Here is a 25,047-nt window from a genome sequence, read left to right as displayed (position 1 = left end):
TCGATATGAGACTTTTCTTCAAATATATGGGACTCGAGCTTAAATCACAGATGCAATACCGTACCTCGTTCTTGCTCCTGATGCTAGGACAGTGCTTGACTCCCTTCACCTCATTCGCGGCGTTGTACTTCTTGTTCGAACGGTTCGGGCAAATTCAAGGGTGGAGCTTCTACGAGGTGACTCTTTGCTTCGCAGTAACATATGTGGCCTTCTCGGTTACGGAATGCTTCGCGCGGGGATTCGATACGTTCTCCAGTCTTGTCGTGAGTGGCAATTTCGACCGATTACTCGTCCGTCCGCGCAATACCGTCGTACAGGTACTCGGCACACGCTTCGAATTCGCTCGTATCGGACGATTCGTACTTAGCATTGTTGTGCTCATCTGGGCTGCGATACATATCGAGATCGATTGGACATTGCTCAAGATCCTGACCCTCATATTGATGTGTGTTAGCGGGGTGTTCATCTTCACCGGGATATTCATTCTCGCGGCATCGATCAGTTTCTGGACCGTGCAAGGCCTTGAGATCGCCAACATCTTCACCGACGGCGGGCGTGAAATGACGCAATATCCGCTGAGTATTTATCAGACATGGGTCAAGCGCTTCTTCACCTTTGTGATCCCTTTTGCCTGCTTCAATTACTTGCCGCTCACCTACATTGTCGGTCGTGAAGGCAGTGACAGTCCGATCTATGCACTGATCCCGCTCGTAGGGATTCTGTTCCTGATTCCGTGCTTATTCGTCTGGCGGATTGGGGTTCGGCATTACCGTTCGACGGGGTCTTGAGGCGATTCCAGTATATAAATAAACACTCCCCAAGCCTATAGCTTTGGGGAGTGTATTTGATAATAGACGAATTATGACATCATTGCCCGCCACCATTTATCAACAACACAGGCTGATAAGCAGCATTCGTATGCTCTTTGGAAGCATAATTCGTCCCCGTATCCTCATCGCCTCCGACGAGGCGGAAGCTCACAGCGCCATCGTTTTGGCCGTTAACAAGCGCAGTTACATCAAAACTTACATATGTGCCTGCTGCACTCACCGTTTCGGATCCAAGTACAGTACCTGCCTCCGTCGGTTGATTGCTGGCATTTAGCGTGACCAAGAAGGACAGAACGACTCGTTCTGCCCCTGTAAAATTTCTCTATCCATTTGTATTTCTTCACACCCAATTTTCATATTGTTCATGCAGCGATTCCGCGGACACTTTCCGTTTCTGGAATAGACTGCTCGGGACGAGTTGATTATATTTGCCGATCTTTTGGTTAATCTTATCCACTCGCTCGTTCATATTCATCAGCGTTTGCTCATCTTGTTGCTCCAGAAGCAACCGTATTTCTTCACGAATTTCATGCTGCAATTCTAGCCACGCAGGCAGAACATGCGCCGTCTTAAGGACCGAATGCAGGACATCACCCTGGGAGACCTCGAGCGGTTTGTTTTTACCCGGTAAATCTTGAAATCCACCTTTTCGCTCATAATCTCGAATCGCTAGCTCTGTCACGGACATGTATCCAATCTCCTCACGAACCTCTTCATTCGCAATCGACTCGGTGTTCGATTCACTCGATAGGCTCTGCTTATTCCCCTCTTGGATCACTGGCGTTGTCGAGGGTTCTTGACGCGACTTCCACCTTTTCCAGAACATGAATTCACACTCCCTATAAAAATCAAACTCGCACACCAATTCCATATTATGGTATATGGTATCTATTATACGGTGCGATGGATCTTCAGTGAGATTGGGCCCAAAAGATTATATGGCAATCCAATGACAATTGAAACTAGCCATGCATATACATTAAATAACCTTCAGCAGCTCCTGCAATTCGTTAACAACATACTTCGGCTGATATGCACTCGTCATCTGAATATCGTCGCGATTGTAGAAGCAGAAGTCGATCCCTGCATTTTTCGCCCCATGATAGTCATCCGACAAAGAGTCGCCAATGAACAATACTTCGTGATTGAATAATTCGAGCTCATTCAGCGAAAGCTCGAAAATTTCCTTTCTAGGCTTCCTTACGCCAACTTCATCTGACACAATGACTGACTCGAACATGTCACGGACGTTCCCTACGGTTAGCCTTTTCCGCTGTGCATCACCAATACCATTCGAGATAATCCCCAGCTTATATTGGGACTTCAAGGAGTGCAGCACTTCCTCCGCCCCGCCTTCAAAATAACAGGTATTGCAAAAATGATTCCAATACGTATACGATAACATCTCATGCTGAGATGGATTCATGTTCAAGGTGTCTCGGAAAGAACTAATCAGGACATCTTCGATCGATTGATGCGTGCCAGTTTTATTGACGAAGTCCATCCAATGCCTAAAGTTATGCTTGGTATAGGTCGCCCAAAACGCCCCCCATTCCATCTCTTCATCGGCTAATAATTGGTGATCGCGAACGGTTCTTTTCATCGAATCCAGCTCGCTTAATGAATAATTTAAGAGAGTATTATCCAAATCAAATATAATGGCTTTGTACATGATTTCTTCCTCCACTCTTGTTACTTGTTGAACCAATCTTCGATTTTAACAAAAGGATTGCGAATCCTGTTCCCGCTCATATCTTCTTCATAACCGCTAAATACCGTCTACCCGGTAACCTTTTCATCTCTCGGGAGTATGTTCCGATTCCCTCCTATCCTATCTGGATGGAGAATCTTCATACGCATAGATCTTAAAAAGTTTAATATAAAGAGCGATACTCATGAGTGCACAAACAAGGATGAAGGTAAAAACACCCATTGGAGGCACCCATGCCGATAAAAAAACGGTCAAGGGTGCTGCGAATCTTCCAATCGTGAATTGCAACCTAGATGCCCCCATATATTGCCCTCTAGCGTTCACAGGGGCATACTGGCTTACAAAGTTGTTGGTCACCGGAGAACGTATAATTTCTCCGAATGTAAACACAATTGTGATGAGGAACAATAACCAAATGTTCGTTGTCAATCCAATGGCGAACATTCCCACCCCAGCCAAAGCCGATGACAGAATGAACACGTCGCGATCTCTTAAGCGATTTAACCATTTGGTAGCGGGTAAGACAAATAGAACGAACAGCAGCCCATTTAACCCCAGAATCCATCCCAATACTTCGGTACTCGTAAGCCGGAGCGACCAATCATGCCAATGGAATAGGGATTGCGATGGGACTTCTTGGGTGATATATACCGCTAAATACAGATCCAATTGCATGATAGTTATAATGGAGAAGACGCCTGCCAGAATATAAAGGACAAATATTTTATCCCGAAAGATGATTCCATAGCCTTTCCATTGTTCTTGTATCGAAGTTAAAATTGCATTGGATGGAACCTTCTGGGTGGTATCCGGCTTACTCTCGCGAATCCTCAGAAAAATTGCAATAGCGTAGAGCAGCATCACAATTGTACAAGTCCATAGCAGTTCACTACGATAATGAAAGAAAAAATATGCCCCCAATGCGGGTCCTAATACAGCACCAATATTATTCGCTGTCGTAAACGTGGCAAACACCTGCCGTCGGTCCTTCTCGGGTATAAGATCCGCTACCATTGCATCGCTGGCTGGTCCATAGAGGGCACCACCTAATCCAACGCCAATAAATGCGAAATAATTAACCCAATGCGAACTGGAACTGGACAGCGCAAACAATGCGAACATAACCGCTTTAAGGGAAGCACCTGCCAACATCGTGGGACGACGTCCCAACCTATCGGCTAGACTCCCTCCAACCATGCTACCAAGTATACCAACGAGTGGCGGAATCGTCATCAACATCCCTGCTGTCTGATTACCTAACGCTTCGCTAAAGTAGACCGTAATGAAAGGAAAGTACATCCAATACAACAAATTGAACAGCGCCTCGCCGATTAGGCGAATTTTCAAATTAACATCCCATACATGCAACTTCAATAAATCGCCTCTTCTCCACATTCTCCCCGGCCAGGTATTCCTATAATAAGGCACCAAAAAAATTAAATATAGACTTATAATTTTTTCCAAGTTATACTAATAATATGGAAATCGAGGTAACCTATTTTTAATTAAACTGCTCCACAAAACGAACGTTTGTTCGAAATCATAAAAAGACGCTCTTATGTGAGAGCGTCTTTGTTCGTATTGTATAGATTATTTCATGAAATCTACCCCTGCTTATTTAGCTACTTTGCTTTCGTAACGCCACCAACTGCCGCAGCTTCTCATCGCTCCAATCATACATCGCTAACAAAGCCGCATAGGGATCTCCGTCAAGGTTCAACCATTTCGCAAAAGCAGGCTCTGTCTTCAAGCCATTTTGCTTAAGTTCCCGGATCTCCCGCTTCCCCTCCGTACCGATCACTTGCAGAATTCGATGCTCTACGATCATATGGCAGGACTTTCTATCAGATTTTTCTCCATTTCAATCGCCACAATGCTCTTCCCCTCGTGATTCAAGACGATTTTAGAACCGCAGGGTCTAAAGCCTAGCTTGCTATACAGAAGTAATGCTTTTGTATTCGTATTGTGGCAGTAGAGCTTCATTCTCGTACAACCATGTTCATCCCTAGCTCTCTTCATCATGACTTCAACTAAAAAGGATGCGACAGCTTTCCCCCGATAGGCAGGTGAGACGAGCACATTTCCAAGCCAGCAGCAGCCTTCTTCCAGTTCAAAATCATATAAGTTCGAATAAGCGATCGTCTTATCCTCAGAATCTACGACAACCGTTGGGCTTCGGCGTTGTTCTACGACTTTCATCACTTGATCGGGGGTCCAAGGATAACGAAACTTGGGACTTGCGTAGAACGATTCAACCGCATTTTGTGGAAAGGTACATATGCGCGCAACATCTTTGTCCAGAAGATCTCTATGCGTGACCATTTTTTAGTTCACCGCCCTTCAGCTTCCAAATCTCTCTAATAAAAATTATCAACCAACTTAGTCGCGAAACAGTTCATCCAGCATCCGCTCTCTGTTATTCATGAACTGCTTCATAATGATAAAATGCTCCGTCTCTTCCAGCGTTGTCCGCTCAATCCCCTCCGGGGTTAAATTGTAGATCACGCTATCTGGATACGCCATGAGAATCGGGGAGTGCGTCGCAATGATAAATTGAGAGTTGGCTTGCACCAGCTCATGCATGCGGGACAACATCGACATCTGCCGAAGCGGAGACAACGCTGCCTCTGGCTCGTCTAAGATATATAATCCGTACCCGCCAAAACGATGAATAAACGTCGCGAAGAACGATTCACCGTGCGATTGCTCGTGCAGTGATTTTCCTCCATACGAATCTTTGATAGGAGGAGCTGAGGATCTTTCCGCATCCAGCTCGTCAATGTTCGTCGCCAGATTATAATAACTCTCCGCTCGGAAAAAGAAACCGTCACGCGGCCTACGCACCCCTCGTACGGGGCGGATATATTCATACAAATTCGAATGGGTTGCACGGGTAGAGAACGTGAAGTTCAGCGTCCCCCCTTCGGGATTGAAGCCGAGCGCAACCGCAATCGCCTCCATTAAGGTTGATTTGCCCATGCCGTTCTCACCGACAATATACGTGACCTTCGGATGAAAAGGGAGCCCCTCCAGTCCCTTCAGCACAGGCAGGTTGAATGGATAATGATCCATGGAGGGCACACCTTGTCGATGAAATACAATATCTCTGAGATAAGCGTCTCGCGAAGAACTACGCATCGGCTCCCCCTCCCTCTTGTTCCCTCTATCATATCACACTGAATTTTCCCCACAAAGTGATGCATGAGCTTTGCGGGGATCCCGAACTTTTAACGTATAACCAAATGAAAAAAACCAAGCACTGTCGCACTTGGTCTTTGGCATACCAATTAAATTAATCCGAACTCGCGTCCTACACGCTCCAACACATCTGCCGCAAACTTCAAGTCTTCCTCCGTATGCTGCGCCGTTACGATCAGTCGCACGCGGCCTTTGTCCATCGCCACCGTTGGATAGACGATACCCTGCGCACATACACCTTCCTCCAGCAATCGCTTCGAGAAAGCAAGCGCCCGCGCGGATTCCCCGACGATGATCGGGATAATCGGAGTCTCGCTATCGCCCGTATCAAATCCAAGCTGCTGCAGCTTCGTACGGAACCCATTGGCATTTAGCCACAAGCGCTCGGTTAGCTCAGGCTCGCCTTGCAGCACCTCGATCGCCGCGATACAGCTGGCCGCGACAGACGGTGGTAGTGCCGTACTGAACAGGAAAGCACGCGCACTATTGATCATATAATCCTTCGCGACTTGCGCCGTCGCAACGTAACCTCCTACAGCGCCAATCGCCTTCGACAAAGTTCCTATTTGGAAATGTACGCGCCCGTTCAGACCGAAGTGATCGGTCGAGCCTTTGCCATGCTTCCCTAATACACCGCTCGCATGCGCATCATCCACATAGACAAGCGCGCCGTAACGTTCCGCTAGTTCCACAATCGCAGGCAATGGCGCAATATCCCCATCCATACTGAATACGCCGTCGGTCACAACAACCTTTTGACGGAAGGATCCGCATTCTTTCAATACCGCTTCTAGCTGGTTCATATCTTTATGGGCGAAGATACGGCGACTTGCCTTCGTCAAACGAATACCATCAATAATGCTCGCATGATTGAGTTCATCGCTAATGACGACATCATCTGCACCAAGAATCGTTCCTAATACCCCTTGGTTCGTCGTAAATCCGGATTGGAAGACCAGCGCTGCTTCCGTTCCTTTGAAAGCCGCGAGCTTCTGCTCCAATTCATCATGTATCGCGAGCGTGCCCGTGATCGTGCGAACCGAGCCTGCGCCTACCCCATATTTCTCCGTCGCCGCAATAGCAGCTTGTATTAATTTCGGATGATGTGTAAGTCCCAAATAATTGTTGGAAGACATCTGCAGCACGCGCTTGCCGCCCTGTAATGTCATCCATGCATCCGACCCATCCTCCCATACCGTCAATGGGCGATAGCGTCCCGCTTCGTTCAAGCTCTGCAACTGCTGTGCAATCACTTCAAATCCGTTCATCTGAAGTACCTCCTCATTTATGTTCAAATATGCAGCGTCTTACAATTCAGGATCATGCTTGAATACAATTTTCCCGCATTTGCCAGACATCATCAATTCAAATGCCTCTTCATATTGGTCGAGTGTAAAGTAATGTGTGATAAGCGGCTTCAAATCGATGCGTCCGCACTCCAGCAAGCCTTTGACCTGATACCATGTATCATACATCCGACGGCCTGTGATGCCATGCACCTGTAGCCCCTTAAATATAATATCCTCTGCCAAATCAATGGACACTTCTCTCGTAGGAATTCCTAACAGAGATACACGTGCCGCAGGTGAAGCCGCTTTCAGAGCATCCCGAATCGCCTGCGGATGACCTGACATCTCCAGAATCACCTCGACTCCTTCGCCGTGCGTCGCTTCCATAATCGCCTCAATGGATGATGCTTCACTGCTGTTAACAATCACATCCGCACCCATCGTCTTGGCCATTTCCAAGCGGTACGGATTAATATCTACAGCAATAATCGTACCACTGCCGCACGCTTTTGCAACAGCAACCGCCATGAGCCCAATCGGCCCTACGCCGATAATCGCCACACTCTTCCCTACAATATCACCACTAAGGACCGTCTGTACGGCATTACCCAGTGGATCTTGCAGACATGCAATCTCATAAGGCAGCTTCGGATCATTATGAATAATGTTGCTTGCACGTACGATCGCGTATTCCGCGAAGCAGCCTGGTATCGTAATCCCGAAACTCTTCGTATGCTTACATACATGCGCATTTCCGGTACGACATGCCTTACAGAGACCGCATACCACATGCCCCTCACCCGATACGTAATCTCCGATTTTCACATTCGTGACTTCTTCCCCGACCGCTTCCACGATCCCTGCGAATTCATGCCCGAATACATTCGGCGTTACAACCGTTTTCGATGCCCATTCATCCCATTTGTAAATGTGGACGTCTGTCCCACAGATGGACGATGTCTTAACACGAACAAGCACATCATGGGGGCCACAGGTAGGAATAGGTACTTCTTTATACACGGCACCGGGCTTTCGCTCATCTTTTACTAACCCCATCATATTTCCGCTCAACATTTGATTGCCCCTCTCCATCTTTTCTCATAAAATAGAGTAAATACAGCTTCACCGATTCATCCTATATTCATCAACTTCAATCTTCCTATGTATAATATATTACACATTTGTGCGTTATTTTGCACTATTATTTTTGCATGTATTTGGATGATTTTTTTAAAAGTTCGTGTGAAGAAGCTGAGAGGAGACAACCATGCAGGAACAAATTCACCAGAAAATCGGTAAGAACTTGCAAGATATACGCAAATCACGAAAGCTTAGCCTGGATGCCGTCGCTGAATTAAGCGGGGTCAGCAAGGGAATGCTCGGGCAGATTGAACGCGGGGAGACCAACCCAACGATTTCGATTCTATGGAAAATAGTCAACGGCCTTCGCATCTCCTTCGCCACCTTGATGGAGGACTCCACGCCCCAGGTCACCTTGGTGAAAATGGAGGATACGACACCACTCGTGGAAGAAGACGGCGCATACCGTGCCTATCCGATCTTCCCTTTTGAGCAAGACCGCGGATTTGAAGTCTACAATGTCGTCATTGAACCTGGCAACTCGCATACGTCCGAAGCTCACTATGAGGGCGTTGAGGAGTTCATTATGGTGATGGAAGGCGAACTGCGCGTTGAAGTTGGGGGGGAGACGTATACCTTGAAGCCAAGCCTGGCCATCCGATTCGCTGCGGACCAGCCGCATACGTATTATAACGATACCGATAAGGCGATTCGTTATACGACGCTGATTCACTATCCATCGTCGAATAGAAGATAGCGTGAGATATACATACAAGAAAGGAGCAACCTTTATAACAAGGTCGCTCCTTTTTCTATCGCATACAGTCTGAATACGAATCCTTATACTCTCAATAATATTACGTCTTGTCCCATCTCCCAACACCTGATTTCTTATATACCTTTGTTTAGGACAAAAAGCCAGAACTTCATTTGTTGGTATATTGACCAATTGAAGACTGGCTTTCATTTTGAGTATAAAGCGTCTTATCGAGCTCAAATGGTACCTTTTACTCATAACTAATAAACACATCATGAAATTTCTGGTCATCAATATTTTTTCTTACCTTGATTTGCAAGATGCCGTCTTTGAATTTAGCTCTGCTTTCTCGAAACTTTACGATTTCTGGGAGTTTAATGACATGATGCTGATTTTCCGGTAGTCCCTCAATCATGATCTGGTTAGGACTTACGGATACCTGCAAATCCCTAATATTAACGTTTTGGGGAATGGCGACTTTGATAAATACAAAATTATGAGTTTGAAATATGTCGTGTTTTAACAAGTTGTTTTTTTTAGCTGCTGTTGGGATATTTTTCAATATATCTTGTACATAATTTTCAACCCAATTTTGCGAAGGAACTCCATTTTCCATTTGCATGAAAGGTAATTTTCCACCAAAAAATTCTTCAAAATTTTTCCAATTAAACGTATCTCTCGGTGTCTTTCTCACCCTTGTCACCTCTCTAATCGATATTTTCTATATTGTATGTAAGGTTGAGTCTTTAGGTGTTCACCCATTGTTGTAGTAACAAATAGGCATTTGCCGCATACGTTGTATAATCCGGAATAAACCGTGGAATGAAGGTGGTATCGTATGAATCTTGTTGTCCACCAGAGTATTACAATTCAAAACTTACGCGTGAATTCGATGTCAAATTCTTCCATATTGCAGATTGGCAGTACTGGTGTTATGAATCCACTATCAAATTCATACAACACAAGTGGTTCTCCTCCGGCCGCGGAGAGTCGATCTGAAGAACCTTTAGTCCCTTTGCCACCTCCAGGTTAAAAGCAAATATTTTTTAGGAGGAACCAGCCATGAATCAAGCTTCAAATAATTGGAGCGATTATTTTCGTCAACTTCATACTTATATCAATTGGCAAACAGGTCAGATAAATAAATTGGAAACAAACCTCGAACAATTAAAAAAAGAATTGACAGAGACCAGAAATCAAAAGCAATTTTCAATAGATAAAATCGAGTATCGATTTGATATGCTAAAAATAGAAAATTTAAACGGAACACTAGTAATCGGGGTAACTCCGGATGGAGTCAAATCAATGGAGGAAATGGAAAAAAACGGTTTGAATTGGGTGCAAAGTTCTAAGAATAAACAATCCGACCTTTATAATTCCACATCTAAAATGATGGACCAGTATCTAAAAGATCAAGTTCCGGATACAATTGATTCCTTTACGAAAACACACCAAGTACATGTAGATCAAGAGTATCGACAACTCATGGTAAGTGATTTAAAAAAACAAGTACATGACAGAATTCATCATTATATCCACCAAATGGATGAAGAAACAGCTAAGGATGCGTCAATTGCTAGACAACATATATTGGACCATGTGAAAAGAGACATTCAAATGGCGATTGAACAGCATATCACAAGGATTCAAACTGATTCGAAGGGAGCTTAGCATCATGAAACAAATGACAGTCATTAATAAAGAAATTAATGTAATTTCAATCCGTGTGACGAGTGTGTCCACTTCTTCTGTAGTGATGGTCGGTGATACTGAAGTGATTAAATGTTCATCTATTTCGGATACTCCCCCAGAGTCGTTGATCATCACTCCAGCGGCTCCGTTACCAACACCAGTAAGATCATAAAATGGCAAGAATCTCATTCGTTCCGTGGCTACAGGTTGATAGCATTTCGTCGAGTGCAATTCTAATTGTAGGAGATGCACAAAGGCTGACACCTTATTCAAAAGTTCTCGTCTTTCAAAAAGAGAGATCTACTTATCTTGGAACCGAAGGGGAGTTTAACGATTATCCGATTTTCTCACAAGAAACTCCAGAACCGAGAGCACTAACCCCTTTACAGATGAATATTGTTAACGAGTCGAAATTTATAAAAGTAAGGGGGATAGCAATAAAGGGAGTGGATACTTCTTCCATTATCCAAATTGGTTCAAACTGCTTAATTGAAAGTGAATCGAGGTTCAAACAGATCCGACAGGTACAGAGGAAATAACTTCAGATATTCATCTTGCCTATGAGAAAACCTCTATCGAGGACTTTCGGAGACGTTCGACCGCGATTAGATGTTGGTTTTATCGCCAATAAGAAAGCTGTTTTCGTATACCGAAAACTTATACTTTCTTATGTGGTAAAAAAGGTGTCACTTAGGCGAATGACGGCATAAGATGCATTATCTTGCTTGCCAATAAAGGTGGTATTACGTATATGCCTTCGATAGTTGGAAATATAAAAATCATAAGCGTAGGAACATCTGGAATTGTGCAAATTGGCGATGCGATACAATTATCACCAGAAAGTTCCAACAAAACCTATGCCGGTGCAGGGTCGTTTAATACAAGCGATTTCATGACTAATAATAGTGCTTTCAGTTCTACAAATACGTTGGATCCTGATGTGAATGATGGGAACCTAGCGACCTTTGGTAATAAGGGAGTCGTATAATTCACATATGCCCCATAATGCCCCCCAATTTTCATTGTCCGCTCCGACGCTTGGCCCGCCCTCGTGGCAGACGATGCCCGCATGATTGCAGCACTGCCATATCGTTCCTTAATTCGATCCGTTGCTCGATCGAGCGCCCGCATCCGTTCTTGATCCTCGAACAACGTCAACTGATATGCATCGTCATCCCATTCTTATTTTTCTTCGCCCATAGGTCACAAGAAACTCCACGCGATTTAGTCAATCACTTAGTCGAAATATTTAGGCAGATTGAAGAAGATGATCTCTGTATTGAACAGGGTTCATCTTTTTTATATTCCTGATAGCTGTATTACGCGCATGGACGATGATCGTCACTATTGGAATTTTTTACATGTTGGAATTTGGTAGAAAACGGATTAGACTATGGTGATGATTACAGAATAAAAGGAGAATTCAAATGCGTAACAAATTCACGACCGTATTCATTCTAGTCATTCTTATTCTATCGGTTGTAGCCTGCTCTACACCGGCCAAAGAAGCCGATCCGATGGACAAGCAGATTGCCTATAACGATGCTAGTGTTGCGGTAGATAAAGTCAAAATATTATTCCACAAAAAAACCGCAGCAGACGGCACGCCGATCTTAGATCCGGCAACAGGCGGACGAGATAAGGCGAAAGAACTGCTGCTTGGATACTTCGATGCACCGCTCGTCGATAAAATCATGGCCCATTATGTTACAGACCAGACGGTAGACGACAACGTGGTCTTGAACAAAGGAGAAGACGGCGCTGCGGTTCCATTCTTCAACCCTTCCATAATCGATACGACGTTCGATGCCGTGAAAGTGGAAGGCAGTAAAGAAGAATTTAAAATTACAACACCGGAGAACAAGATCTATACCCTGAAATGGCAAGAGGACAAAGGAAGATATATTGTAACTAATTATGAGTAATCTCCCGTGTCATTCAAAAAAAGTCTAGGCAGATTGAAGAAGATGATCTCTGTATTGCGTATTGCACAGGGGTCATCTTTTTTTAAATTCCATTGATACCTGTAACAGTTGTAGTAGGTCATGTAAATAACTCATTCATTTTTTATTATTAAATTTTACTTAAGTTTATTATAAGACTGTCCGTGTATCGAGCTAATCTCTTGCTTATTTCCGCCTTCATGTATTCTTTTGTTATAATCAAACGATCCTCATAATCACGATAGGCATAATGCAACTCCAATATATCTTCATGCTTTTCTTCATTAAAAACACGAATTTCTTTTTCCATCATTTCTTGTTTCACCTTGGACAAATCTTTGTAAATATTAGCCGCAAGGATTTGTGCTGCTTTGGCATATAGTGACTTTAGCGTCTCAGAAGAGCGTTTCACTTCGGAGATCTTTTTGGTTACCAGCGTATACATAATGGGGAGCAGAATATAATCGCGTATTAATTCAATATCTTCCTTCTTTGGATGGCTTGAACGAAGACTCGGAATTTCATGATGTCTATTTAACAAGGCCTCCCGATGCTGTGGCAGCATCATGCGACTGGACTCCCATAGACCGTTATTTTCCAGCTTCTTACTCATTTATAATGCCCCCCAATTTTCATTGACCGCTCCGACGCTTGACCCGCCTTCGTGGCAGACGATGCCCGCATGATTGCAGCACTGCCATATCGTTCCTTAATACGATCCGTCGCTCGATCGAGCGCCCGCATCCGTTCTTGATCCTCGAACAGCGTCAACTGATACGCATCATCATCCGTTAGTGCGCTCAGCATAACACCGGCACGCCGCACGGGCATCTGATCCCAATATTTGTAGAAGAGCGTCTTCACCGTCTCGAACACTTTGTTCGTATTGTTCGTCGGATCGGCCATCTTCATCTGGCGCGAGAAGCCCGTTGGCGTCTCATAAGGGCTGCACATACAGCTGACCGTCACGACCGAGCCCATATAACCCTTCTGCCGACAGTCGCGGCAGACCTCTTCCGTCAGCTCGAGCAGAATCGTATCGACTTCCGAAGCATCCGCATAGTCCCGCGGCAAGGTCATCATATGACCGACCGATTTGGGCGCTGCATGGAAGGTTCCTGGCGACACGGGGCTGTTATCCAGACCGTTCGCCGTTCGCCACATCACCTCGGCATGAATATCCGACTGCTTGCCGAACCGTGCGCGGAACTTATCCTTAAGCTCCGGCAACGGCGTTCGTGCAATATCCCCGATCGTCATCATGCCTAGCTTCGTGAAGTGTGCGGTCATTCGGGAGCCAACGCCATACATCTTATGGACCGGCTCCTGCCATAGTGTACGCTCAAGATCGGATGGCGACAGAATGAAGATCCCATTCTTATTTTTTTTCGCCCATATGTCGGTTGCAATCTTCGCCAGTATCTTATTCGAGCTGATCCCTACGCGTATGCGTATTCCTGTCTCATGCATTACTTGGTCTTGAATGGCCCGCGCGATGGTGACGGGATTCCCCAGGAGGGACTGACTTGCCGTAATATCTAAGAATTGTTCGTCAATGCTGAACACTTCCACAAGATCCGTAAATTTTTCGTATATCTCCGTTATCTTCAAGGATATATCGATATAATGCTGCATACGAGGGCGCATAATAACAAGATCCGGGCATTTCCTGAGCGCCTCCCCGAGCCGTTCCGCTGTCGTGACACCGAAGCTCTTCGCAATAGGGCAGGCCGCCAGAATGATGCCCGACCTTCGCGCAGGGTCTCCTGCCACAGCTACCGGTTTGTTCTTATATTCTGGATGATCTGCTTTCTCTACGCTCGCATAAAAACTCTGACAGTCCGCTAAAAAGATGACCCTTTCGCTTGGTTGACTCAATTTAACACCCTCCAAGTCATATTCCTAACTCATTTACATATAGCGAACAAACATTCGCATTTGATATTTATTATATACCAAACACACGTTCGATATGCAAGTGAATTTTATGGAAATCGGTGCCTAGATTTAACCTGACTTGCGCAGGATGATAAAACTGGCCGAGGATATCCAACTGAAACCTCCTTCCCACTAAAATCATCCTGTTCTGTATGTTCATAACATTGACGTTATCCATGCACATCCTTTATACTTTAACGCATAAAAGCTAAAAAGTATTTAAGGAGCCCAACATCGTGAATAAACAACTCAGTTTCTCCAAGAGCATGCTGCTCATTGTCTTTATTCTCTCCCTGCTATTCATCTCCATTTTCCTCTTAAAAGCAGAGCCGCATCTCCCGCTTCTCGCGACGACCGTCGGAACCGCCGCCCTCTTGTGGATGTTCGGTATCCCTTGGACAAGCATCGAATCGGCGATCATCCGCGGCATTCAGACTGCGATCATGCCCATTCTGATCCTATCCCTCATCGGGATTCTTATCGCCGTCTGGATGATGAGCGGTACCGTGCCGACCATTCTCTACTACGGCATGGATTATATTCAGCCGAATTATTTTGCCGTGAGCGCGCTTTATGTGACCATCATGATCTCTTTGTTCACAGGCAGTTCGTTCACAACCGTCAGTACGGTTGGGGTAGCCTTCATGGGGATCGCCGCGACGACAGGCGTCTCACCGACATTAGCTGCAGGGGCTGTCATTTGCGGGGCTTGCTTTGGCGATAAAATGTCACCGCTGTCCGATACGACGAACTTCGCGCCCGCTGTAGCAGGTACGACACTATTCACACATATTCGCAATATGCTCTACACCACCGTTCCAGCACTTGTCCTGACGACGATCTTCTTTTTATTCGGGGCGCGAACAGGCACGGTTGATCTAAGCTCTATGGAACAGATTAAGCTTGCGCTGCATGAGGGCTTCAACATCCATTGGCTAACATTGTTATCGCCATTAGCTGTTCTGATCTGCTCCGTTAGACGCGTACCCATCTTGCCTACGCTAATCGTAGGGATCGTCACAGGCCTCTTGATCACCGCGTTCGTGCAGCATCAGAGTGCAATCGACATGTGGTTCCAAGTCATGCAGAGCGGCTACAAGAGCACGATTGCGAACGAGACAGTCGCTTCCATCGTCAATCGCGGCGGCTTGCAATCGATGATGTGGTCCGTCTCTCTGATCTTGATCGCCTTATCTCTAGGTGGATTGCTGCAGCATTGCGGCGTCATTGAAGCCTTCTTCCGCACCGTAATCGCGCCGCTGAAGCGGAAGAGCAGCATCGTGCTTATGACAGGCGCATCCTCCATTGCGGTGAACGGCATGACGGGGGAGCAATATCTATCGATCCTTCTACCTGGTCAAATGTTCAAGGACGAATACGCGCGGCGCCAAATTCCGGCGAGAACGCTCTCCCGGACGCTTGAGGACTGTGGAACCCTCGTGAATCCTTTAATTCCTTGGGGAGTCAGCGGCGCCTTTTTCGCATCGACGCTGGGCGTTCCGGTCGTCGAATACTTACCATATGCGATATTCCTATGGGCCAGTCCTTTATTCACCTTCGCCTATGCCATTATCAAGCCGTTACAGAAGAACTCGCTCGGAAGCAACGAATAACCATCCAAGATGAATCACATCTCATCGATCAACGCAAAAAGGGAGCGCGCAGCGCTCCCTTTTCTTCTAATTTGATTTCATCCTAATCTCAGAACCCAAAAAACCAAATACCTTCATCGTTCTCCCTCCTATAGCTTGCTATAGGTGTACGCATTCTGTTTTGATGTTATCACCTGTCATAGCACTCAAAATGACCAAATGACCATTACGGTCATTCATCTAATATTTAGACTTTGTAATTATAAACCTATCGATGCAATTGATCCAGTCACAATAAAAAAAGGATCCCCCGCTCATACCTTATCGGATTGAGCTGGCATCCTTTTTACCCCTTCACCTGCTTTCCTGCTATTTTCATCTCTCTTTTACGTGAAATCCCCCCCTTGACGATGTTCTTGCAATTTCTTGAACCAAGGCTGATGAATAACCCCTTCAACTTTACGCATCCCAACCCAAGCTCCAGCCCCCTGTACTGACCCCGTTTCCTCACGTGCTCGACTTCCCAGTAGGTCCGTATTTCGATGTTTCAAGCCACAGTCCAAGTACGATGACAGTCTTACTCTCATAACGAATCCACCTTCCTATGCTGATGACAACAAAAAAAAGAACGCAAACCGGGAGTTATCTCCTCAGCTTGCGTTCTTCGCAAACGTAATATTTTCCAATTACCCCTATTGTATCAGAACAAGTATCGACCGTCTACCAAATTATGTCGATTCCTGTCACGTTATAACGCTACGATCAACCGCCCGCGTTGCTTCCCTTGCAGGATTATCTTCAGTTCATGTGACAAATGCGCAAGTGTCGTCACACGCCCAATCTCCTCGAGCAGCAAATCCGGCTTCAGATCCGAACCTAACCGCTTCCAAATCGCAATTCGCTCGTCCATCGGACAATAGACGGAATCGATCCCAATGAGTTGTACGCCGCGCAAAATAAATGGATACACATTGCCCGGGAATCCCGCGCCCCCGATCATTCCACTCACCGCAATAGCCCCACCGTACTTGGTGGTACTAAGTGCATGTGCAAGTGTATTCCCGCCCACAGGATCAACAACAGCTGCCCAGCGTGCTTTGCTGAGCGGTCTAATCTGCTCAGGCGATACATCCTCCCGTGAGAGAATCTCCTTCGCCCCTAATTTACGTAGGAAATCATGCTCCTCCGTCTTGCCCGAACTTGCCACCACGTGATAGCCGATCTTGGATAGCATGGCCACCGCCAGACTCCCTACGCCACCAGATGCACCCGTGACTAATACTTCTCCCTGGTCCGGCCTCAGACCGTGTTGTTCCAACTTATGTATAGATAATGCCGCAGTAAACCCAGCTGTACCAAGTGCCATCGATTCTTTGAGCGTTATGCCTTCCGGGAGATGAACGATCCAATCCCCTGGTACTCGAATATATTCGCTATACCCGCCAAAATGAGACACGCCTAACCCATAACCTGTGACTAGGACGAAATCTCCTTCTTCAAACCGCTCGTCCTTCGACTCGATAACCGTCCCTGCAACATCAATGCCCGGGATGAACGGATATTGGTTCACAATACCGCCATTTAGCAGTGTCGCCAGGCCGTCTTTATAGTTCACACTGGAATATGCAGCACGTATGGTTACATCCCCAGCAGGTAGATCTTCCATCGTTAACGTCTTGACTTGCGTAATGACTTCCTCATCTTGTTTATCTACCACGAAAGCTTGAAATCTTGTCACGTCAAATCCCTCCCGTATGTACGTAAATCATGTATCCGCGCTTCCTATTGTAGCATATGTTGCCCAAATCACATAAAAATGACTTCCTACTTATATGGAGCAAAAAACCCGCCTTCTAAAATCGAAGAACGGGCATTTCCCTGAGAACCAGGCATCACAACCTTAACGGAACATCCCCCACAGCTTAATGAGATGAAACGTATTATTCGGATCAATCTTCTGCGCCAAGACGAACGCAACAATCTGATCTTCCTGCGTTCCCGAAATCTTCTCATTCAGAATGACCCCAGCCGATTTGACGAGACGGCGCACCTTCGTTCGATCCTGCAGATCGTGTTTGTTCACGCCATCCAGCATTTTTTTCAATTTGTCTTTCACTTGCGGATTCTTCGTCTTCGTCTTCACCCGCTCCACGAATTCCGGACTAATCCCATATTTGACATAACTCACCCGTAGACACCTCCTGAGAAACGACTTATGCAATATTCCCAGTATATGCGCAGGCAGCTTGTCAATTGAACTAATCTAACAGGTCCCCTTGGAAAATTTGTTCACGCTGCAAGAACTTACGAAGCCCAACATATTGCGCAGATGTCCAGAACGCCGCATCATTGACGAGTCTACCTGCGTCATCACGCGCTTGTTCAAGAACAGCAAAATCCGCTACCATATCCGCAAGACGGAACTCCGGAAGACCACTCTGTTTCGTACCGAAGAAATCCCCCGGACCACGCAGCTCCAAATCCCGCCGAGATACCTCGAACCCATCATCCGTCTCCGTCATGACCTGCATTCGCTGCTGACCCACTTCGGACTTTGGATCTGCGATCAGAATACAATAGGATTGGTGTTCTCCCCGACCAACGCGTCCACGAAGCTGATGAAGCTGCGATAACCCGAATCGATCCGCATCCATTACGATCATCAATGTGGAATTCGGCACATCCACCCCAACCTCGATAACCGTCGTCGAGATAAGTACCTGCACTTCATTTCGACTGAATTGCTGCATGACTTCTTCTTTCTCCTGCGCACTCATCCGACCATGAAGAAGACCTACACGATAATGAGGCAGTGCTTGCTGAATCTGGACATGCAGATCAATCGCATTCTGAACATCAATCTTCTCCGACTCTTCGATTAACGGACAAATCATATAGGCCTGTCGACCTTGATCCACCTCTTTGCGAATGAAGCCAAGTACGCGCTCCAGCATGCTGTGCTTCACCCAGAACGTCTGAATCGGCTTCCTCCCTTTAGGGCGTTCCGAAATCGTGGAGACATCCATATCACCAAAAGCAGAAATGGCGAGTGTCCGTGGAATAGGAGTCGCTGTCATCGTCAGCACATCCGGGTTCATCCCTTTGCGCCGCAGAATACTCCGCTGATTCACCCCGAACCGATGCTGCTCATCCGTCACGACAAGACCAAGCTGTCTGAAGAATACATCCTCTTGGATCAACGCATGTGTACCAACCACAATATCGATCATGCCCATCTGAAGCGATGCGAGCAGATCCTTACGTTTGCGTCCCGTTACACTGCCTGTGAGCAGACCGACTTGAATACCGTGAGGCTCGAAGAGCTTCTGCAGTGAGCGCAAATGCTGCTCGGCGAGAATCTCTGTCGGTACCATCAGCGCGCCTTGATACCCTGCCCGTACCGTAGCGAACAATGCAATTGCAGCAACAACCGTCTTCCCGGAACCAACATCCCCTTGCAGTAGTCGATTCATACAGCTAGGAGAGCGTAAATCACTTAATATTTCGGTGACGACCTGCTTCTGTGCATCGGTTAGCTCGAAAGGCAAGCTGCGCACAAACTCTCGCACTGTGCGATTCTCGACTTGATGTGCTATACCATCCATCCGTTCACGCGTCAACGTCCGGAACGCTTGCAGCTTCAGCTGGAACATGAACAATTCCTCATAGACCATCCGATTGCGGGCCTGCTGCCCTTCTTCCGTATTCTGCGGATGATGGATAAGTGCAATCGCTTGTTTGCGAGGCATAAAATGATACTGCTCCACCAAAGCGTACGGAAGCACCTCTTCAATCATCGCACCGAACTGTGCTAAGGCTTGTACCATCGTCTTGCGCATCCAGGTCTGCGTGATCTTCCCGCCGACCGTATAGACTGGCTGCAGCGTACCTTTCCGTCCGGCACCACGGTCTGGGAACTCCGAGTCCGCGACCGTAATTTGCATCCGCTTCTGCTCCCATTTTCCCGTTAGCACGATTTCTCGGCCAGCAATGATCTGCTCTTGAAGGAAGTGACGGTTGAACCACGTGGCTGTCACTAGAAAATCGCCAATCATCACCTTACAAGTCATTCGAGATTTATTCTTGCCGAATCGAGAGACGACGGGAGGGCTCGCGATCTTCCCTTCTACCGTGACTTTCTCGCTATCTTTCACTTCGGTTAAATCTCGTAGCCGATAGTCCTCATAGCGGTAGGGATAGTATTCGAGCAGATCGGCTACCGATAAAATGCCAAAGGCGTGAAGCTCTAGTTCCTTCGGAGCACTCACGCCACTTACTTTACGTAATGAAATTTGTCTTAAGTCCATCTGTTCCATGGCTAACCCTCATTCACCGGGGTCACGAAGAGTGCGATTACACCTGGACCCGTATGGGTTCCGATGACCGAGCCAATCGTTGTATATTCCACAGAAGCTACATCGAATTGCTCACGCATAAGACCAATTAATTCTTCTAACGCACCACGCTCTGTCGCATACCCCGCAGCAATATGTATTTGTCTGCCCTCAAAATCCTTCTTGAACATGTCGACAACGCGCGCCATTGCTTTCTTCTGACCACGTACCTTATCGACAGCGTGCACTTCGCCTTCCTCATCAATCGATAGGATCGGCTTAATGTTCAGTAACGTTCCGAGTACAGCCGAGGCTTTCCCGATACGGCCGCCCTTCTGTAAGAAATCGAGCGTATCGAGAAGAAAGTACAATTTACGTTCCTGCTGAAATCTAGCGATCATCGCTAGAATTTCATCCTTCGACTTCCCTTGCTCTGCAAGCTGGGCGGCCAGCACGACCATCTGCCCGAACCCATAGGAGGCCGATCTGGAATTCACTATGGATACGCGCCCCTCATTGGAGGTATCCTCTTCTTCAACCATCGATTTCGCGAGAACAGCCGACTGATACGTACCGCTTAAAGCCGCAGATAAATGAATCGATATAATTTCGGTATCTGGCTCCGCTAACAATTGTTTGTAGACCTCAGTGAAATCAAGCGGAGAAGGCTGCGACGTCGTCGGGAGCTTCTCCGATTTCGTAAGCTTATCATAAAATTGTGCCGGCTCGATCGTAACCGCATCCATGTACATCTCATCACCAAAATGCACTTTCAGTGGAACCATTCGGATATCATACTGCTCTCTTATCTCACGAGGGATATCCCCGGTGCTATCTGTTACAATACGCACTTTACCCATATCCAATTCCTCCTTCAAGGCTTAGGTATACGCAATGCGAGTTATTATCGAAGATTTACTCTACGGAGAACAGATAATGATAGATTGGCTGTCCGCCTGAATGAATCTCCACTTCCGCATCTGGGAATTGCTCTGCCATCCATGACGTTAACTGCCCAGTTGTCTCTTCTTCTGCATCGTCTCCGACCAAGATCGTGACGATCTCGTCGCCGCTGCCGATCATTTGGCGAAGCAAGTCCTGACAAGTCTCCACAATGGAATCGGTTGTCGCGACAATTTTGGAATTATGAATCCCGATATAGTGACCCGCTTTGATCTCAAGGCCATCTAGGCTCGTATCACGGATCGAATACGTCACTTGACCTGACTGCACATGCGAAATGGCCTGCCCCATCGCTTCAATATTCACTTCGACGGATTCGTCTTCTTGGAAAGCAAATGCTGCCGCAAGACCTTGCGGAATTGTCTTCGATGGCAATACCGTCACTTCACGGTCCGTTACGAGCTCCTTGGCTTGTTGTGCCGCAAGAATAATGTTCGAGTTGTTCGGAAGAATTAAGATATGCTGCGCGGAGATCGACGCAATCGCCTTAACGAAATCTTCTGTACTCGGGTTCATCGTCTGCCCACCTGAGAGAACGACATCTACGCCAAGACTTATGAAGATATCCGATATCCCTTGTCCCATCGAGACAGAAATCATCCCATAAGCAGCAAGCTCATCTGCTGGAGGTTCAACAACCGTCTCTACAGTTCCCGCTTCTTCTCTATTAATGGCAGGATACAGTTCCGGCATCGGCGTAACATCGCCGCCATCGGCTAGTAGATCACGGTGCTGCTCACGCATATTCAGAATATTAATCTTGATCAATTCGCCATATTGCAGCGATTCACTCAGGACATCGCCTGGCGCTTTGGAATGTACGTGAACCTTCACAATCTCTTGATCCGCGATCACGATGATCGAGTCCCCATTCTTCGCAAGCGCTTTCCTGAATTGGTGCTCGTCGAACTTCTTTTGCGGTTTTCCTAAATTTAACTGAATGAAAAACTCCATATCGTACAAAAATTCAATATCTTCCGTTGATAATTGCGATTGTGCAGACACCGTATGCTTCACTGAATCTACAGTGGAAGCTGTAGTTGCAGGATGCGCTGGCACGTCCGTAAGAGAAGCTTCGCCAGCCTCAATAGCTTGCAAGAACCCTTCGTAAATGTAGACGAGTCCTTGTCCCCCTGAATCCACGACACCGACTTGCTTCAGCACCGGCAGTTGGTTTGGCGTGTTCGCCAAAGCCTCATTCGCCTTCTGGAGCACTTCACGCATCAATTCCAAGATATCTGTCGTACGGCGAGCGATTTGCACTGCGTGCTTGGCTGCCTCTTTCGCAACGGTCAAGATGGTCCCTTCTACGGGTTTGACGACTGCTTTGTAAGCTGTATCCACACCACTCTGCAGTGCAGCAGCAAATTGATTCGAATTGATGGAATCTAAACCTACGACGGATTTGCTAAATCCACGGAATAATTGGGAGAGAATAACTCCCGAATTCCCACGTGCGCCCATCAGTAATCCTTTGGACAGCACCTCAGCGCTCTTCCCAAGCGACGGAGAGCTCTTCTCCCGTAGTGCATTCACGCCCGCCGCCATCGTTAAATTCATATTCGTTCCTGTATCTCCGTCTGGGACAGGAAACACATTTAATGAATTCACATGATCGGAATACTGATGCAATTGATTTGCACCCCGTAAGACCATGCTTGTAAAATCTGCCCCATCCAATGAAAACTTCCTCAAGGTGTATTCCCCTTCCTAACTTATTACACGTACGCCCTGCACAAACACATTCACCACATCAACATGAATTCCGACGATTTCATTCAGCACATACTTCACTTTAATTTGAATATTATGAGCAACTTCGGATATTTTCGTACCATAGCTGACAATAATGTATAAATCTATTTGAACCTGGTCATTCACCTTACGAATCTCAACACCACGAGCCAAGTTCTCACGGCCGAGCAGTTCAGCAATGCCATCCTTCAATTGTTTGCGCGAAGCCATTCCTATCAGCCCATAACAATCCAGAGCAGCAGAACCTGCAATGATCGCTACGACATCATCAGATATGTATACTTTTCCACTTTCCATGCTGAGTTGAATAGTCATCTCTCTTTTCTCCACTCCTTTTTGTGTATTATGGACTAATCAACATTGTACTATAATAGATAAGATAAATAAATAAAGTTTTTTAGGTGAGTTGACGAAGCAAATTTGCCTATGCTATTATATATAAGTATTGTTTTATGCAGGTGTCTCGAACAAGGAGGTGTACTCAATGTCTCGCAAATGTTTCGTAACTGGCAAATCGCCAAAAACAGGAAACCACGTTTCCCACGCAAACAACAAAAACAAACGCACTTGGGGCGTTAACGTTCAAAAAGTTCGTATTTTGGTAGATGGCAAGCCAAAACGTGTTTATGTTAGCACACGCGCATTGAAATCCGGTAAAGTAGCTCGCGTATAATAACTGATAAACTCATAAGCAAAAAGCACCTGCTCGCGCAGGTGCTTTTTTAAATGTAAAAAACTTTTATAAGTATCATAATTCCAGCTAGCCTATACAAAGTCTTGACTCCACCACAGGATGAAGAAGACGATACCGCAGATTAGCGCGTTACTACGCGCTAGTTCTTATGGAACGTATTCAGAATCGCCTTTACAAAGCCTCCCAAGAACTTCGGTAACTTGAATGTATAAAATTTCATACTCCACCCTCCCAACATTTTCTAAAGAACCCCCACTCCCGCACACTTATGTATCCATCATATGCGGGAACGGCATGCCCTATTCCATAGAGAATGATAAGGATAAGCCCAAATCCTAAATCGATGCAGGTATCGGATTCGTCTTCACAAATTGAATCATCGTGATCACGATAATAAAGAGGAAGAAGAATATGATCGATAGAACGACATACCAAATCCGAATCGCAAGGCGTTCATATTTGCGGAAGAAATAAATCGTAATCACAAGCGCCAGCAAGGAACAGATTAAGTTCGCAGGCGACGCCATTAACGTATAAGTCCCGAGCAATATGCCCGATAATAGACTGGCTACAATTAACCACAGTGCTGTCACGAAAGTCACTCCTTACAATGTCATGCGATCTCGAATGCGTTCCATTGCAGCTTTGCGATCTTGCTGCCCAAATACAGCGCTGCCTGCAACGAGCACGTCTGCACCTGCTTGAACGACACGCGCAACGGTCTCTTCGTTAACTCCACCATCTACCTCAATATGCACATGCTGTAATCCACGAGCATCTAACATGTTGCGTAGTCTAGTGATTTTGGACAACGTGCTCTCAATGAAGCTCTGACCGCCAAATCCCGGATTCACCGTCATAATTAAGACCATATCCAGATCTTCAAGCACTTCCTCAATCGCCGATAACGGTGTTGCTGGATTCAGAGCGACGCCAGCCTTAACCCCCTGCTCTTTGATCAAGTGGATGACACGGTGGAGATGCGTACATGCCTCAGCATGAACCGTAATCCAATCCGCACCTGCCTTAGCGAATACAGGAATATATTGTTCAGGTTTCTCAATCATCAGATGAACGTCAAGTGGTAGCGTTGTATGCGGACGTATGGCATCCACAATTAACGGACCAATCGTAATATTCGGCACGAAATGACCATCCATCACGTCCACATGGATCCAGTCGGCTCCTCCGCGCTCAACTTCTTTAATTTCATCCCCAAGCTTAGCAAAATCCGCAGACAAAATGGACGGAGCAATTTTATGTTTCATCGA

The 25,047-nt window shown here is 46.3% G+C and carries 32 protein-coding genes and 1 pseudogene; 10 read left to right on the top strand and 23 right to left on the bottom strand.

The annotated features are described in order from the left end of the window. Positions 1-5: 5 nt before the first annotated feature. Positions 6-788 (top strand): ABC transporter permease, encoded by a 783-nt coding sequence (locus ACFQZR_RS03725; protein WP_379342964.1) that lies wholly within the window; start codon positions 6-8, stop codon positions 786-788. Between the two features lie 79 nt (positions 789-867). Here ACFQZR_RS03725 and ACFQZR_RS03720 read toward each other — a convergent pair whose 3' ends face one another. The 9 genes from ACFQZR_RS03720 to tdh form a co-directional block, all read right to left on the bottom strand. Then, entirely contained in the window at positions 868-1,113 is a 246-nt protein-coding gene (locus ACFQZR_RS03720) for a CBM96 family carbohydrate-binding protein (RefSeq protein WP_379342962.1), read from the bottom strand. Positions 1,114-1,170: 57 nt separating this feature from the next. Then, on the bottom strand, positions 1,171-1,656 hold the full coding sequence (locus ACFQZR_RS03715) for a DnaJ family domain-containing protein (protein ID WP_379342960.1): 486 nt from the start codon (positions 1,654-1,656) through the stop codon (positions 1,171-1,173). 153 nt (positions 1,657-1,809) lie between these two features. Then, on the bottom strand, positions 1,810-2,538 hold the full coding sequence (locus ACFQZR_RS03710; RefSeq protein WP_379342958.1) for an HAD family hydrolase: 729 nt from the start codon (positions 2,536-2,538) through the stop codon (positions 1,810-1,812). Positions 2,539-2,661: 123 nt separating this feature from the next. Beyond that, positions 2,662-3,915 carry an MDR family MFS transporter gene (locus tag ACFQZR_RS03705; RefSeq protein WP_379342956.1) on the bottom strand — a complete coding sequence of 418 codons (1,254 nt, stop codon included), beginning with the start codon at positions 3,913-3,915 and terminating at the stop codon, positions 2,662-2,664. Positions 3,916-4,159: 244 nt separating this feature from the next. Further along, a complete protein-coding gene (locus ACFQZR_RS03700) occupies positions 4,160-4,369 on the bottom strand; it encodes a DUF4269 domain-containing protein (protein WP_379342954.1) in 210 nt (69 codons plus the stop codon). Then, positions 4,366-4,863: a GNAT family N-acetyltransferase gene (locus ACFQZR_RS03695; RefSeq protein ID WP_379342952.1), complete on the bottom strand. Its 498-nt coding sequence runs from the start codon at positions 4,861-4,863 to the stop codon at positions 4,366-4,368. The genes ACFQZR_RS03700 and ACFQZR_RS03695 overlap by 4 nt, the downstream gene beginning before the upstream one ends. Positions 4,864-4,920: 57 nt before the next feature. Continuing rightward, positions 4,921-5,679, bottom strand: coding sequence for an AAA family ATPase (locus ACFQZR_RS03690; RefSeq protein WP_379342950.1), 759 nt, complete (start codon positions 5,677-5,679; stop codon positions 4,921-4,923). A gap of 149 nt (positions 5,680-5,828) precedes the next feature. Continuing rightward, complete coding sequence (locus tag ACFQZR_RS03685) at positions 5,829-7,007, bottom strand: glycine C-acetyltransferase (protein ID WP_018756512.1); 1,179 nt, start codon at positions 7,005-7,007, stop codon at positions 5,829-5,831. Positions 7,008-7,046: 39 nt separating this feature from the next. Then, positions 7,047-8,087, bottom strand: coding sequence for an L-threonine 3-dehydrogenase (gene tdh, locus ACFQZR_RS03680; protein WP_379342947.1), 1,041 nt, complete (start codon positions 8,085-8,087; stop codon positions 7,047-7,049). 208 nt (positions 8,088-8,295) lie between these two features. Between tdh and ACFQZR_RS03675 the strand changes: the two genes are divergently transcribed. Beyond that, complete coding sequence (locus tag ACFQZR_RS03675) at positions 8,296-8,865, top strand: helix-turn-helix domain-containing protein (protein ID WP_018756514.1); 570 nt, start codon at positions 8,296-8,298, stop codon at positions 8,863-8,865. Between the two features lie 250 nt (positions 8,866-9,115). On the opposite strand, the gene ACFQZR_RS03670 is transcribed toward ACFQZR_RS03675, so the two are convergent. Further along, positions 9,116-9,559: an Hsp20/alpha crystallin family protein gene (locus ACFQZR_RS03670; RefSeq protein WP_379342945.1), complete on the bottom strand. Its 444-nt coding sequence runs from the start codon at positions 9,557-9,559 to the stop codon at positions 9,116-9,118. A 144-nt stretch (positions 9,560-9,703) separates the two neighbouring features. On the opposite strand from ACFQZR_RS03670, the gene ACFQZR_RS03665 reads away from it, so the two are divergent. The 5 genes from ACFQZR_RS03665 (at position 9,704) to ACFQZR_RS03645 (ending at position 11,545) form a co-directional block, all read left to right on the top strand. After that, positions 9,704-9,898 carry a spore germination protein GerPB gene (locus tag ACFQZR_RS03665; protein ID WP_379342942.1) on the top strand — a complete coding sequence of 65 codons (195 nt, stop codon included), beginning with the start codon at positions 9,704-9,706 and terminating at the stop codon, positions 9,896-9,898. Positions 9,899-9,927: 29 nt separating this feature from the next. Beyond that, positions 9,928-10,536, top strand: coding sequence for a spore germination protein GerPC (gene gerPC, locus ACFQZR_RS03660; RefSeq protein ID WP_379342940.1), 609 nt, complete (start codon positions 9,928-9,930; stop codon positions 10,534-10,536). A 13-nt stretch (positions 10,537-10,549) separates the two neighbouring features. After that, positions 10,550-10,729 (top strand): spore gernimation protein GerPD, encoded by a 180-nt coding sequence (locus ACFQZR_RS03655; RefSeq protein WP_379343796.1) that lies wholly within the window; start codon positions 10,550-10,552, stop codon positions 10,727-10,729. Between the two features lies 1 nt (position 10,730). Next, the gene (locus ACFQZR_RS03650) at positions 10,731-11,096 is read left to right on the top strand and encodes a spore germination protein GerPE (protein WP_379342938.1); all 366 of its coding nucleotides are present in this window, start codon (positions 10,731-10,733) and stop codon (positions 11,094-11,096) included. Between the two features lie 212 nt (positions 11,097-11,308). Next, positions 11,309-11,545, top strand: coding sequence for a spore germination protein (locus tag ACFQZR_RS03645; protein WP_379343794.1), 237 nt, complete (start codon positions 11,309-11,311; stop codon positions 11,543-11,545). Positions 11,546-11,559: 14 nt separating this feature from the next. On the opposite strand, the pseudogene polYB reads toward ACFQZR_RS03645, so the two are convergent. Continuing rightward, positions 11,560-11,733: pseudogene (polYB, locus tag ACFQZR_RS03640) on the bottom strand (DNA polymerase IV); the annotation flags it as partial. 251 nt (positions 11,734-11,984) lie between these two features. Here polYB and ACFQZR_RS03635 point away from each other — a divergent pair. Continuing rightward, positions 11,985-12,482 (top strand): hypothetical protein, encoded by a 498-nt coding sequence (locus tag ACFQZR_RS03635; protein ID WP_018756520.1) that lies wholly within the window; start codon positions 11,985-11,987, stop codon positions 12,480-12,482. 148 nt (positions 12,483-12,630) lie between these two features. Here ACFQZR_RS03635 and ACFQZR_RS03630 read toward each other — a convergent pair whose 3' ends face one another. Together ACFQZR_RS03630 and ACFQZR_RS03625 are read right to left on the bottom strand one after the other, a co-directional pair. After that, positions 12,631-13,113 carry a YhjD family protein gene (locus tag ACFQZR_RS03630; protein ID WP_379342935.1) on the bottom strand — a complete coding sequence of 161 codons (483 nt, stop codon included), beginning with the start codon at positions 13,111-13,113 and terminating at the stop codon, positions 12,631-12,633. Further along, positions 13,110-14,378: a DNA polymerase IV gene (locus ACFQZR_RS03625; RefSeq protein ID WP_379342933.1), complete on the bottom strand. Its 1,269-nt coding sequence runs from the start codon at positions 14,376-14,378 to the stop codon at positions 13,110-13,112. Before ACFQZR_RS03625 ends, ACFQZR_RS03630 begins: the two co-directional genes overlap by 4 nt. Before the next feature lie 296 nt (positions 14,379-14,674). Between ACFQZR_RS03625 and nhaC the strand changes: the two genes are divergently transcribed. Next, positions 14,675-16,051, top strand: a complete 1,377-nt coding sequence (gene nhaC / locus ACFQZR_RS03620; RefSeq protein WP_379342931.1) for a Na+/H+ antiporter NhaC — start codon at positions 14,675-14,677, stop codon at positions 16,049-16,051. Between the two features lie 365 nt (positions 16,052-16,416). On the opposite strand, the gene ACFQZR_RS03615 is transcribed toward nhaC, so the two are convergent. From ACFQZR_RS03615 to ACFQZR_RS03585, 7 genes are all read right to left on the bottom strand, one after another. Next, positions 16,417-16,617 (bottom strand): hypothetical protein, encoded by a 201-nt coding sequence (locus ACFQZR_RS03615; RefSeq protein ID WP_018756525.1) that lies wholly within the window; start codon positions 16,615-16,617, stop codon positions 16,417-16,419. 161 nt (positions 16,618-16,778) lie between these two features. Next, a complete protein-coding gene (locus ACFQZR_RS03610) occupies positions 16,779-17,768 on the bottom strand; it encodes an acrylyl-CoA reductase family protein (RefSeq protein WP_018756526.1) in 990 nt (329 codons plus the stop codon). A 162-nt stretch (positions 17,769-17,930) separates the two neighbouring features. Further along, on the bottom strand, positions 17,931-18,218 hold the full coding sequence (locus ACFQZR_RS03605) for a stage VI sporulation protein F (protein WP_379342928.1): 288 nt from the start codon (positions 18,216-18,218) through the stop codon (positions 17,931-17,933). 70 nt (positions 18,219-18,288) lie between these two features. Continuing rightward, positions 18,289-20,346, bottom strand: coding sequence for an ATP-dependent DNA helicase RecG (gene recG, locus ACFQZR_RS03600; protein WP_379342926.1), 2,058 nt, complete (start codon positions 20,344-20,346; stop codon positions 18,289-18,291). Positions 20,347-20,348: 2 nt separating this feature from the next. Next, positions 20,349-21,224: a DegV family protein gene (locus ACFQZR_RS03595; RefSeq protein WP_379342924.1), complete on the bottom strand. Its 876-nt coding sequence runs from the start codon at positions 21,222-21,224 to the stop codon at positions 20,349-20,351. Between the two features lie 55 nt (positions 21,225-21,279). After that, positions 21,280-23,022, bottom strand: a complete 1,743-nt coding sequence (locus ACFQZR_RS03590; protein WP_379342922.1) for a DAK2 domain-containing protein — start codon at positions 23,020-23,022, stop codon at positions 21,280-21,282. A gap of 15 nt (positions 23,023-23,037) precedes the next feature. Further along, positions 23,038-23,397: an Asp23/Gls24 family envelope stress response protein gene (locus ACFQZR_RS03585; protein ID WP_379342920.1), complete on the bottom strand. Its 360-nt coding sequence runs from the start codon at positions 23,395-23,397 to the stop codon at positions 23,038-23,040. Positions 23,398-23,566: 169 nt separating this feature from the next. Here ACFQZR_RS03585 and rpmB point away from each other — a divergent pair, with 169 nt between their 5' ends. After that, positions 23,567-23,755, top strand: a complete 189-nt coding sequence (gene rpmB, locus ACFQZR_RS03580) for a 50S ribosomal protein L28 (protein WP_018756532.1) — start codon at positions 23,567-23,569, stop codon at positions 23,753-23,755. Positions 23,756-23,915: 160 nt separating this feature from the next. Here the strand turns inward: rpmB and spoVM are convergent, their stop codons facing one another. The 3 genes from spoVM to rpe form a co-directional block, all read right to left on the bottom strand. After that, a complete protein-coding gene (gene spoVM, locus ACFQZR_RS03575) occupies positions 23,916-23,996 on the bottom strand; it encodes a stage V sporulation protein SpoVM (RefSeq protein ID WP_018751565.1) in 81 nt (26 codons plus the stop codon). A gap of 115 nt (positions 23,997-24,111) precedes the next feature. Next, positions 24,112-24,369 (bottom strand): hypothetical protein, encoded by a 258-nt coding sequence (locus ACFQZR_RS03570; RefSeq protein WP_379342917.1) that lies wholly within the window; start codon positions 24,367-24,369, stop codon positions 24,112-24,114. 12 nt (positions 24,370-24,381) lie between these two features. Further along, positions 24,382-25,044 carry a ribulose-phosphate 3-epimerase gene (rpe, locus tag ACFQZR_RS03565; protein WP_379342915.1) on the bottom strand — a complete coding sequence of 221 codons (663 nt, stop codon included), beginning with the start codon at positions 25,042-25,044 and terminating at the stop codon, positions 24,382-24,384. Between the last annotated feature and the right edge of the window lie 3 nt (positions 25,045-25,047).

This window comes from Paenibacillus sp. GCM10027629 (assembly GCF_042676425.1).
Taxonomy (GTDB): domain Bacteria; phylum Bacillota; class Bacilli; order Paenibacillales; family Paenibacillaceae; genus Paenibacillus_K; species Paenibacillus_K terrigena.
The sequence above is the reverse complement of the archived record's forward strand: the minus strand, read 5'-3'. Positions and strand labels throughout refer to the sequence as shown.

Excerpts from the sequence above, each read along its gene's own strand:
- ACFQZR_RS03725 (WP_379342964.1), top strand. The coding sequence starts at position 6 with ATGAGACTTTTCTTCAAATATATGGGACTCGAGCTTAAATCACAGATG.
- ACFQZR_RS03715 (WP_379342960.1), bottom strand. The coding sequence starts at position 1,656 with ATGTTCTGGAAAAGGTGGAAGTCGCGTCAAGAACCCTCGACAACGCCA.
- ACFQZR_RS03700 (WP_379342954.1), bottom strand. The coding sequence starts at position 4,369 with ATGATCGTAGAGCATCGAATTCTGCAAGTGATCGGTACGGAGGGGAAG.
- ACFQZR_RS03695 (WP_379342952.1), bottom strand. The coding sequence starts at position 4,863 with ATGGTCACGCATAGAGATCTTCTGGACAAAGATGTTGCGCGCATATGT.
- ACFQZR_RS03690 (WP_379342950.1), bottom strand. The coding sequence starts at position 5,679 with ATGCGTAGTTCTTCGCGAGACGCTTATCTCAGAGATATTGTATTTCAT.
- ACFQZR_RS03685 (WP_018756512.1), bottom strand. The coding sequence starts at position 7,007 with ATGAACGGATTTGAAGTGATTGCACAGCAGTTGCAGAGCTTGAACGAA.
- tdh (WP_379342947.1), bottom strand. The coding sequence starts at position 8,087 with ATGATGGGGTTAGTAAAAGATGAGCGAAAGCCCGGTGCCGTGTATAAA.
- ACFQZR_RS03675 (WP_018756514.1), top strand. The coding sequence starts at position 8,296 with ATGCAGGAACAAATTCACCAGAAAATCGGTAAGAACTTGCAAGATATA.
- ACFQZR_RS03665 (WP_379342942.1), top strand. The coding sequence starts at position 9,704 with ATGAATCTTGTTGTCCACCAGAGTATTACAATTCAAAACTTACGCGTG.
- gerPC (WP_379342940.1), top strand. The coding sequence starts at position 9,928 with ATGAATCAAGCTTCAAATAATTGGAGCGATTATTTTCGTCAACTTCAT.
- ACFQZR_RS03655 (WP_379343796.1), top strand. The coding sequence starts at position 10,550 with ATGACAGTCATTAATAAAGAAATTAATGTAATTTCAATCCGTGTGACG.
- ACFQZR_RS03650 (WP_379342938.1), top strand. The coding sequence starts at position 10,731 with ATGGCAAGAATCTCATTCGTTCCGTGGCTACAGGTTGATAGCATTTCG.
- ACFQZR_RS03645 (WP_379343794.1), top strand. The coding sequence starts at position 11,309 with ATGCCTTCGATAGTTGGAAATATAAAAATCATAAGCGTAGGAACATCT.
- ACFQZR_RS03635 (WP_018756520.1), top strand. The coding sequence starts at position 11,985 with ATGCGTAACAAATTCACGACCGTATTCATTCTAGTCATTCTTATTCTA.
- ACFQZR_RS03630 (WP_379342935.1), bottom strand. The coding sequence starts at position 13,113 with ATGAGTAAGAAGCTGGAAAATAACGGTCTATGGGAGTCCAGTCGCATG.
- ACFQZR_RS03615 (WP_018756525.1), bottom strand. The coding sequence starts at position 16,617 with ATGAGAGTAAGACTGTCATCGTACTTGGACTGTGGCTTGAAACATCGA.
- recG (WP_379342926.1), bottom strand. The coding sequence starts at position 20,346 with ATGGAACAGATGGACTTAAGACAAATTTCATTACGTAAAGTAAGTGGC.
- ACFQZR_RS03595 (WP_379342924.1), bottom strand. The coding sequence starts at position 21,224 with ATGGGTAAAGTGCGTATTGTAACAGATAGCACCGGGGATATCCCTCGT.
- ACFQZR_RS03585 (WP_379342920.1), bottom strand. The coding sequence starts at position 23,397 with ATGACTATTCAACTCAGCATGGAAAGTGGAAAAGTATACATATCTGAT.
- rpmB (WP_018756532.1), top strand. The coding sequence starts at position 23,567 with ATGTCTCGCAAATGTTTCGTAACTGGCAAATCGCCAAAAACAGGAAAC.
- spoVM (WP_018751565.1), bottom strand. The coding sequence starts at position 23,996 with ATGAAATTTTATACATTCAAGTTACCGAAGTTCTTGGGAGGCTTTGTA.
- rpe (WP_379342915.1), bottom strand. The coding sequence starts at position 25,044 with ATGAAACATAAAATTGCTCCGTCCATTTTGTCTGCGGATTTTGCTAAG.